The organism is Gemmatimonadales bacterium (genome assembly GCA_019637315.1).
Lineage (GTDB): Bacteria > Gemmatimonadota > Gemmatimonadetes > Gemmatimonadales > GWC2-71-9 > SHZU01.
Genome location: JAHBVU010000036.1, coordinates 1 through 8,264, shown reverse-complemented (window position 1 = coordinate 8,264; position 8,264 = coordinate 1). Strand labels below are relative to the sequence as shown.

The following is an 8,264-nucleotide window of genomic DNA, read 5'->3' as shown; positions in this document are numbered from 1 at the left end:
CCCGACCAGTCAGCCTGGCAAGCGCTGCGTCGAGTCCGCCGCGGCCCCGGCCGAGATCGTGAGCATCCATGGCACCAAGCAGGGTGAGATAACTGCCGCGGTGGAAGCGGGCCCTGAGCAGCGCGGCGTGGTGATCGAGATAACCCGGCAAGGTCCGGCGGGCGCCGGGCCCGAAGCGCGCCTCGAACTCCTGTTCGGTGCGGAAGGTCATCATGCCGACCATTCGTGCCAATCCCATTCCTGCGTCGCCCAGAGATTCGATGGCCGTGCGCTGGATGTGATTCCAGCCTAGCGTTTCGGCGGAGCTGCGCGCCGGCGCCGCCAGGACGGCGGTGCGCAGGGCTCGATGCGGGTGCAGCAGGTTCCATTCGAGCGTCACCATCCCACCCAGCGACCCGCCCGTGATCAGGGCCACCTGACTGACACCGAGCCGGTCGACGAGCCGGCCAACCAGGCGCGCCATATCCCGGGGCGTAACCGCGGGAAACGGCTCGGCCCGATTGGCCGGTCCGGTGGTGCCGTAGCAGGAGCCGAGCAGGTTGGGCGCCAGCACGGCATAGCGGGTCGTGTCGACGACTCGACCCGGGCCGATCAGGCTCGACCACCAGTCGCCCGCCGCGTCCGGGGTGCCGGTCAGCGCGTGCAGGACGACCACCAGGTTGTCACGCTCGGCGTTGAGCGTGCCGTCCAGGTGGTAGGCCTGCACCACGTCCGTCAGCACCTCACCGGAGTCGAGCGGGAAGCGCTCGATCCGGTGAGTGTGAAGCGTCCGACCGGTCATGCGCTCGTGGCGATCCGGAGTGCGCGGTCGAGGTCAGCGGTCAGGTCGGCCACGTCCTCGATGCCCACCGAGAGGCGCACGAGATCCGCCGAAACGCCTGCTGCCTGCCGCTCGGCCGCGGTCAGCTGTTCATGCGTGGTCGACCAGGGGTGAATGATCAGGCTCTTCGCGTCGCCCACGTTGGCGAGCAGCGAGAAGAGCTTCGTCTCCGATGCGGTCCGACGCGCGGCGGCCTCACCACCTTTGACGCCGAAGGTCAGGACCCCGCCGAACCCACCCTCGAGATACCGTTTGGCCAGCGCGTGGCTCGGATGCGAGGGCAGGCCAGGGTAGGACACCCAGGTCACCAGGGGGTGCTGCTCGAGGAACTGCGCCACCGCCAGCGCGTTGGCAACGTGCCGCTCGATGCGCAGGTGCAGCGTCTCGAGACCCTGCAGGAAGAGAAAGGCGTTGAACGGTGAAAGGGCTGCGCCGATGTCGCGAAGGAGCACCACCCTGAGCCGGATGGCAAAGGCAATCTCGTGGAACGTCGGCGCGAACTGCAGCCCGTGGTAGGCCGGGTCGGGGTCGACGAAGAACTCCTTGAACCGCGGCGATGCCGACCAGTCGAACTTGCCGCTGTCGATCACCACGCCACCGATGGCGGTACCGTGGCCGCCGATCCATTTGGTGGCTGAGTGGACTACGATGTCGGCGCCATGCTCGATCGGGCGAGCGAGAATGGGAGTCGCAAAGGTGTTGTCGACGACGAGCGGCACGCCGGCCTCATGTGCAACAGCTGCGATGGCGCGGAAGTCGGGCACATCGAGCCTGGGGTTGCCGATGGTCTCGACGTAGACGGCTTTGGTGGTGGCGTCGATGGCCGCGCGGAATGCTTCCGGGTTGCTGCCGTCGACCAGCTTGACCGTGATGCCGAGTCGCGGGAAGGTGCTCTGGAACAGGGTGACGGTGCCGCCATAGAGCGACGAGGATGCCACGATCGAGTCGCCCGCTTTGGCGAGGTTGAGCAGCGCGAGCGTCTGGGCCGACTGTCCGCTGGCCGTGGCCACCGCCGCGACGCCGCCTTCCAACGCAGCAATCCGCCGCTCGAAGACGTCGTTGGTCGGGTTCATGATCCGGGTGTAGATGTTGCCGAACTGGCGGAGTCCGAAGAGATCGGCCGCGTGCTCGGCGTTGTCAAACACGTACGACGTCGTGGCGTAGATCGGGACGGCCCGCGCGTTGGTGGCGGGGTCGGCGGCCTCCTGGCCGACATGGATGGCCCGAGTGCCCAGCCCGTAGGCTGGCGGCGTATCTGCGGGCGCGGCGGTGTCGGTTACTGCGGTCATCGGATCCTCGAGGTTCATGAAAACAAAAAAGCCCCGCGTCAAGCGGGGCGGGGCCGGTACCAGTGCGTCAAGCTAGACGAGCGACGTAGCTACGTACCGATCCTCCGACCCCGCAGGGGCCGACAACACATCATCATCGCCGCCGACAGGGTCGACGTCGAGGAGGTGCGGGAGGAAGGGGTACGGATCATCCTTATAAATGAAACGGTCCGGGATCGAGGTGTAAAGGGGGGTCGGTTTTCGGCCTGGTCCCGCCTTGATGGCGCAATCAATGGAACCCGTGCCAGACCTCGCGTTTGACGAGATCGCGAAGGTGCTCGGACTTGGGTCGCGTGGCGGGATCGGGATAGACGCGTTTACCCGCCTCGTCCATCTTGGCGGAAAAGCTGTCGAACTGGGCGCGGTCCTTGAAGCGGAAGACGCGGAGGTGGGTCCACTCGCCGTTTGGCGTGTCGGGCTTGTAGGTGCGGAGTTCGTCGAACGCCCCGTCCCGTTCAGCCTCGGCATCGATCGGCTCGGCTACCTCGCGAATGTACTTCTCGTACGCTGCCTCCATGCCCGGTTTTGCCTTCCAGTACAGGGCGACGAAAAGCGGTTGCTGCGCAGCGGTGGGTGTTGCGCTCAAAGTGGCTGCCGTCAGGACTGCAGCGATCAGTCGAACCATCGGGTCGTCTCGCGGTCTCGGGTCCAGGGTGGAGCGATGAACCGTGAAAGGTATGGGGTGCTCGTCGGATCGTGAAGCTGGCGCTATTGTCTGAGACCCAACGCCCGGCCACGGACTCCCGCAAAGGGCGGGATGCCGGTTCTCGGGGCCGTTCTGCGTTAAGGAAGGGGGCGGCGCCTGCCGCCCCGATCGCCCCCCCCAGTTCGTTCCCCAGCTTGGAGGCGCTATGACCGACCGAGGAATCGCGGCATCGCTGTTCGATCTGTCGTTTTCGCACTTCATCACGCCCAAGATCCAGCGGATCCTGTACGCGCTGTTGCTGGTCGTCGCGGGCGGCATTTCCCTGGCCGTACTCGGTGCGGCGCTCGGCATGGGGAGTGGCTTCTTCGGCAAGGCGGGAGGCCTCCTGATCGGGATCCCGGCGGCGGTGCTCGTCTTCTTTTTCGTGGCGATGTACGCCCGCGTCATGATGGAGATGCTGATCGTTGTGTTCCGGGGGGTCGAGTATCTGGGTGAGATTGCCGCAGCCGTCAAGCGCGAGGGAGGATCACCGCTCGACCGCTGATCCCTGGAGACGGCGGGACGCGTAGGGCCGGTTCGGCCGGACGCGCGTCCCGACGCTCCCGGAACCAACGAGTCGCCTACGCTTGCAGCAGCAGGCCGCGGCGTCCGCCTGTCGTCATCGATACGATCGGTCCTGGTCTGAGTGCGCTGGCGACAACCCTTCGCCCGGACTATACTGGCCTGACAGACGGTTTGCCTCCGTTCGGCATCACTCCCGCCGGCCTCCCTCTTCCCGCACCAGCCGATTGCGCCATGAGCCTGCCAGCCGACTCAGGAGAGGTGACGATTCTGCTTCAGGCCTGGTCTGAGGGCGATCGCGCTGCTGGTGATCAACTCTTTGCCGTCATCTACGGCGAGCTTCGCCGGCTGGTTCGAGGTCAGATTCATCGGTCGAGTGTTCCGGTAACCATCCAGGCTACCGAGGTCATTCACGAGGCGTACCTCCGGCTTGCGAAGCAGGACTCCACCGACTGGAAGAATCGAGCCCATTTCTTTGCCATGGCGGCCACGGTGATTCGCCGCGTGCTGTTGGACTACGCTCGCGGTCGACTTGCGGCGCGTCGCGATCGCCGCAGGGAACTCCCGCTCGAGGCCGCGCTGGAACAAGAGGCGATGTCGGTTGAGCGCGCCGACGGATTGATCCAGCTCGACGCCGCACTCGATGCGCTCCGGACCGGCGACCCGCGACGGGCTCGGGTCGTCGAACTGCGCTACTTCGCCGGTCTCGAGGTCAAGGAGATTGCCGAGGTGCTGCAGGTGTCGGAACCCACCGTCAAGCGCGACTGGGCGTTCAGCCGCGCCTGGCTGCGCACCAGGATCAATGGGCACGATCTCGACGAGGCGCGCTCCGATGTCTGATCAGTTGTCCGGACCTGAGCAGGGGGCTGCGCTGGATGCCCTTGCCGCGCTGTTCGCGGAGGCGCTCGAACTGGACGACTCCAGTGCGCAACACGCGCTGCTCGCCTCGGTCCGCGCGCGTGATCCCGCTCTGGCCGCCGAGCTGGCGAGTCTGCTCGAAGCACACAGCGCCGATCCTTCCTTTCTGGCAGAACCGCTGGTCGGCGAGGTGGCGGGGGTCCTGGCAGCTCAGCTGGCCTCGGCGCTGGTAGGAACGCAGGTCGGCGGCTGGGAGGTCGATGCGGTTCTGCATCACGGCGGCATGGGGACAGTCTATCGGGCGCATCGGGTGGGTGTCGACTTCGAGCAGCATGCCGCCCTGAAGGTGATCCGACATGGGCTCGGAAGTCCCGAGCTGGTTCGTCGGTTCGCCCAGGAACGACGCCTGCTGGCTCGGCTCGAGCACCCGAACATCGCGCGCCTGCTCGATGGCGGCACCACGGCGGAGGACTTGCCCTATCTGGTGATGGACTATGTCCGCGGCGAGATGATCGATGTATGGAGCGCACGGCAACGGCCGTCGCTCGACCGCCTCCTCGATGTGTTCACGCAGATCTGCTCAGCCGTCAACTTTGCCCATCAGAACCTCGTGGTGCATCGGGATATCAAACCTGCCAACATTCTCGTGACGCCCGACGGAACAGCCAAGCTGCTGGACTTCGGTATTGCCGAGCTCGAACGGCAGGCAGCGACCGAGCCGGATGCGGAGTCCGATGGACGGCTGCTGACGCCCGGCTACGCCAGTCCGGAACAGTTTCGCGGCGGCGAGGTTGGGACCACGACGGACACCTACTCGCTCGGCGTGCTGCTCTATCGCCTCCTGACGGATGAGACGCCGTACCGAATCGAGCCTGGCTCGTCGGCGGCTGAAGCGGAGCGGATCGTGCTGGAGGCGGTTCCCGCCCCACCCAGTGCAGTGCTGGCTGCCCGGGGAGCCCGGCTGCCCCGTCGTGCCGCAGACCTCGACGCCATCGTGCTGCGGGCGCTGCGCAAAGAGCCGGCGGAACGGTATCCATCCGTCCAGGCGTTTGCCGATGACCTGCGCCGTTACGCCGAGGGTGCCCCCGTGGACGCCCGCCCTGCGACAGTGACCTACCGGGCCGCGCGCTTTGCGGGCCGTCATTGGAAGGGACTTGCCGTTGCGGCAACGATTGTCGGACTGCTGATCGGCGGACTTTCTGCCGCTCTTTGGCAGGCCGGTGTCGCCGAGCGGCAGCGCGACCTCGCGCGCGCCGAGGCGGCCACGGCAGCATCGGCCGTGACGTTCCTCAAGACTGTGCTCGGGTCGGCCGACCCGTGGCGTGATACGGAGCCGGCGGAAACCGTCGATGATGTGATCCGGCTTGCCGAGGCCGAGGTGGACTCGGTGTTGAGCGGCGAGCCTGCGGCGCGCGCCTACGTCTTGTCCGCGCTTGGTCAGGTGGCCGCCGGGCGGGGCCAGCTCGATCGCGCGGATCGGATGACCGGTGCCGCCGTTGCGATTCTCGAGGGATCGGGCGCGGCTGGGAATGCACGGGCGGGCACCATCTACCTTACCCGCTCACTTGCCCTTCACGAGGACGGTCGGCTGCAGGATGCCAGGACCTTTGCGGCCGAGGCAGTGCGACAATTCGAATCCGGCGAGGACAACGCCTGGGCCGAACTCGCGGGGGCGCTCAATCAGCTTGGTGCGCTCGACATCGAGCTGGGCGACCATACCTCCGCGGAGACGACCTTGCGTCGCGCGGTTGCGCTGCACCAGGCCAACGGTGAGCAGGCGGCCCTCGGCCTGGCCGGTGTCTATAACAACCTCGCAGTTGCGCTCGCCAATCAACCCGGTCGGCTCGAGGAGGCGGCAGGGGCGTACGCAGAGGCCACCCGGTTGGTCGAGCGTGTTGGGGCCAGCGCACCGAGACTGGCGACGCTCCTCGTCAATCAGGCCAATGCCTTCCGGCAGCTCGGCCGGATCGATCAGGCAGAGACGACGTTCGATCGCGCCATCGCGCTGATGACGCAGTCGCTTGGCCCTGCTCACCAGTCGACCCTCACTGCGGCGGGGTCGCTGGCGTCGCTCTACGAGGCAACGGGCAAGTTCGAGCAGGCGGCTGCAACATTGCGAGTGCCGCTCGAGTCGGCGCGAGCGGCGTTGCCCAGCGGTCATCCCACCACCGCCTATCTCCAGAACGTGCTCGGTGCGGCCCTCTGTCAGATGGATCGGCCAGAGGACCATCGACAGGGGCTGGCCGTGTCCCGAGCCTCGCTCGACGCGCGGGTCGCGGCGATGGGGCCGGGGCACTGGGCGGTCGCGTCAGGCCAGTCGATCGTAGGCCACTGCCTGGTTCGTCTGGGCCGGCGGGAGGAGGGACTCGCCCTGCTCAGGCGCGCCGTGGCCACACTGCGCGCCGAGCGGGGGGAGGATCAGGAACTAACGGTCCGGGCCAGGCGGTGGCTGGAGCAGGTGGAGTAGCCGTTGCCAGGTTCAGCCACGCTTTTGCCGTTACTGGTCAGCCGAGGCCCGCTCGAACCGCCAGGTCCACGTCGTGGTAACGTCATCCTGGAGTCGTGTATAGCTTCCCTCGAGCACGTTGCGATTCGTTGACATTCGCCAGAAATCGCTGCCAGTCAGGCTAGAGGTGTTTAGCCAGATCGCCCCTGTCGCGAACACGTATGCCTCCGGGTTCGGGAAGAGGTCCGAGGCGCAGACTTTGTTCAGAATCTGCATGCCAGTCGCAGATCCGTGCGCGGCATACCAGAGCGGTGATTGACCTGGCCCTGGCTGGGTGCCGCCTGCGGGGTTCGTCTCGCTGATCGTGATCCACTGAGGGCGTGTCTGGCCGGCCAAGCTAATCTGGACCACGGGCGAGACGTAGCTTGCGCACGGCACCTCATTCCACACTCGTAGCGTTCCCTCGGTCAAGTCGTATCGCGTCTGGCCCGACTCGTCAGTCACGGCGCGCTCGAAGCGAAGGTTGGTTGCCTCGGTGACGAGCGTTTTCAGGTGACCGGGCGTGGTGTATACGGCTCGTGCTGTGACCGTACCTATCCAGACATGTTGCGGGCCGCGCACCTTAACCGTGTCGACTGCCAGCTTGCGTCGATCCGCGCTCGCCATCAGGGTCGCAACGACGTCGTACGAGCCGGTCGAGTCGTACTGGTGCGAAGCTGTCGTCGTGCCGGCATACTCGGTGGTTTCGCCGTCGCCCCAGACCCACTCGATCAGGTAGCCGTCAGCGGGAGGGAGCGGGACCGACGCTTCCAGTTCCACCAGGAGGTTGTCGCCCTCGAGGGTTACCTCGTCGGGCTCCACCTTGAATGGCGCGAGCGTTACCCGGGCCTGCGCCACTGCAACTTGTCTGATGGCGCTGCCAGCTCCGCTTGCAAAGGCTGTGATCGTCCGCCTGACCTGAGTTGCGGCCGGCTCGGACGACAGATCCAGGTCCTCGGCGATCGACAGCGCATCTCCAACCGTTCGAGCGACTTCCGAGCCGTCCGGGCGGTGGACCGAAATGGCGTTGGCCAGCACCCGCAACTTGGCGGCCTGGCTTCGAGCCACCAGGTTGATGCCGGTGGCGGCTTGCGCCGAGGTCCAGGTGTCTTCGGGAAGGTGCTGGATCTCGACGTTGAGGTCGGGCAGGCCTGCCTCCGAAGCGAGTTGACGATTGACCGCATCCCGAGCGGCCTCCGTGGTGGCATCGATCATTCGCCGAAGCGAGACCAGCAGGTTGTCCGCCTCTTCCGTTGCATACACAAATGAGGAGAGGGGCACCAGATTGGTAACTGGCTGCGCCTCGCCATTGGCCACCAGCGACAGCATGAGGTTGCCCATGCCGCCGACCCCAAGGGTTACCTGGGTCGGTTCCGTCGTGGCCGGACTGACCAGTGAGAGCGAGCCGATGGTTCCGGACACCACCGAAGCGGCCACGGGCACGCCGGACCCGGCATTCGAGATTCCGGCGACGAGACTGGCGCGTCCGGTAAGCCGTACGTTGGCCACGATGCTCTCGAGCACCAGGGCGTCGCGGGTCGGCTTGTCGTGCTGGTCATACATTGG

7 protein-coding genes are annotated in these 8,264 nt (G+C 66.4%); 3 read left to right on the top strand and 4 right to left on the bottom strand.

Features of this window, described 5'->3' with window-relative positions:
- The 3 genes from KF785_17190 to KF785_17180 all read right to left on the bottom strand — a co-directional run.
- On the bottom strand, window positions 1-781 hold a 781-nt coding region (locus KF785_17190), incomplete at its 3' end, for an alpha/beta fold hydrolase (GenBank protein MBX3148504.1).
- Entirely contained in the window at window positions 778-2,109 is a 1,332-nt protein-coding gene (locus KF785_17185; protein ID MBX3148503.1) for an O-acetylhomoserine aminocarboxypropyltransferase/cysteine synthase, read from the bottom strand. The genes KF785_17185 and KF785_17190, both read right to left, overlap by 4 nt.
- 268 nt (window positions 2,110-2,377) lie before the next feature.
- Window positions 2,378-2,773, bottom strand: coding sequence for a hypothetical protein (locus KF785_17180; GenBank protein ID MBX3148502.1), 396 nt, complete (start codon window positions 2,771-2,773; stop codon window positions 2,378-2,380).
- Between the two features lie 226 nt (window positions 2,774-2,999).
- Here KF785_17180 and KF785_17175 point away from each other — a divergent pair, with 226 nt between their 5' ends.
- The 3 genes from KF785_17175 (at window position 3,000) to KF785_17165 (ending at window position 6,680) form a co-directional block, all read left to right on the top strand.
- Window positions 3,000-3,338: a DUF4282 domain-containing protein gene (locus tag KF785_17175; GenBank protein MBX3148501.1), complete on the top strand. Its 339-nt coding sequence runs from the start codon at window positions 3,000-3,002 to the stop codon at window positions 3,336-3,338.
- Between the two features lie 251 nt (window positions 3,339-3,589).
- A complete protein-coding gene (locus tag KF785_17170; protein ID MBX3148500.1) occupies window positions 3,590-4,195 on the top strand; it encodes a sigma-70 family RNA polymerase sigma factor in 606 nt (201 codons plus the stop codon).
- Complete coding sequence (locus tag KF785_17165) at window positions 4,188-6,680, top strand: tetratricopeptide repeat protein (GenBank protein MBX3148499.1); 2,493 nt, start codon at window positions 4,188-4,190, stop codon at window positions 6,678-6,680. Before KF785_17170 ends, KF785_17165 begins: the two co-directional genes overlap by 8 nt.
- 30 nt (window positions 6,681-6,710) lie before the next feature.
- On the opposite strand, the gene KF785_17160 is transcribed toward KF785_17165, so the two are convergent.
- Window positions 6,711-8,264, bottom strand: a 1,554-nt coding sequence (locus KF785_17160; GenBank protein ID MBX3148498.1) for a PKD domain-containing protein, incomplete at its 5' end; no start/stop codon positions are given.

Coding starts and splice junctions, on each gene's coding strand:
- KF785_17185 (MBX3148503.1), bottom strand. CDS start 2,109: ATGACCGCAGTAACCGACACCGCCGCGCCCGCAGATACGCCGCCAGCC.
- KF785_17180 (MBX3148502.1), bottom strand. CDS start 2,773: ATGGTTCGACTGATCGCTGCAGTCCTGACGGCAGCCACTTTGAGCGCA.
- KF785_17175 (MBX3148501.1), top strand. CDS start 3,000: ATGACCGACCGAGGAATCGCGGCATCGCTGTTCGATCTGTCGTTTTCG.
- KF785_17170 (MBX3148500.1), top strand. CDS start 3,590: ATGAGCCTGCCAGCCGACTCAGGAGAGGTGACGATTCTGCTTCAGGCC.
- KF785_17165 (MBX3148499.1), top strand. CDS start 4,188: ATGTCTGATCAGTTGTCCGGACCTGAGCAGGGGGCTGCGCTGGATGCC.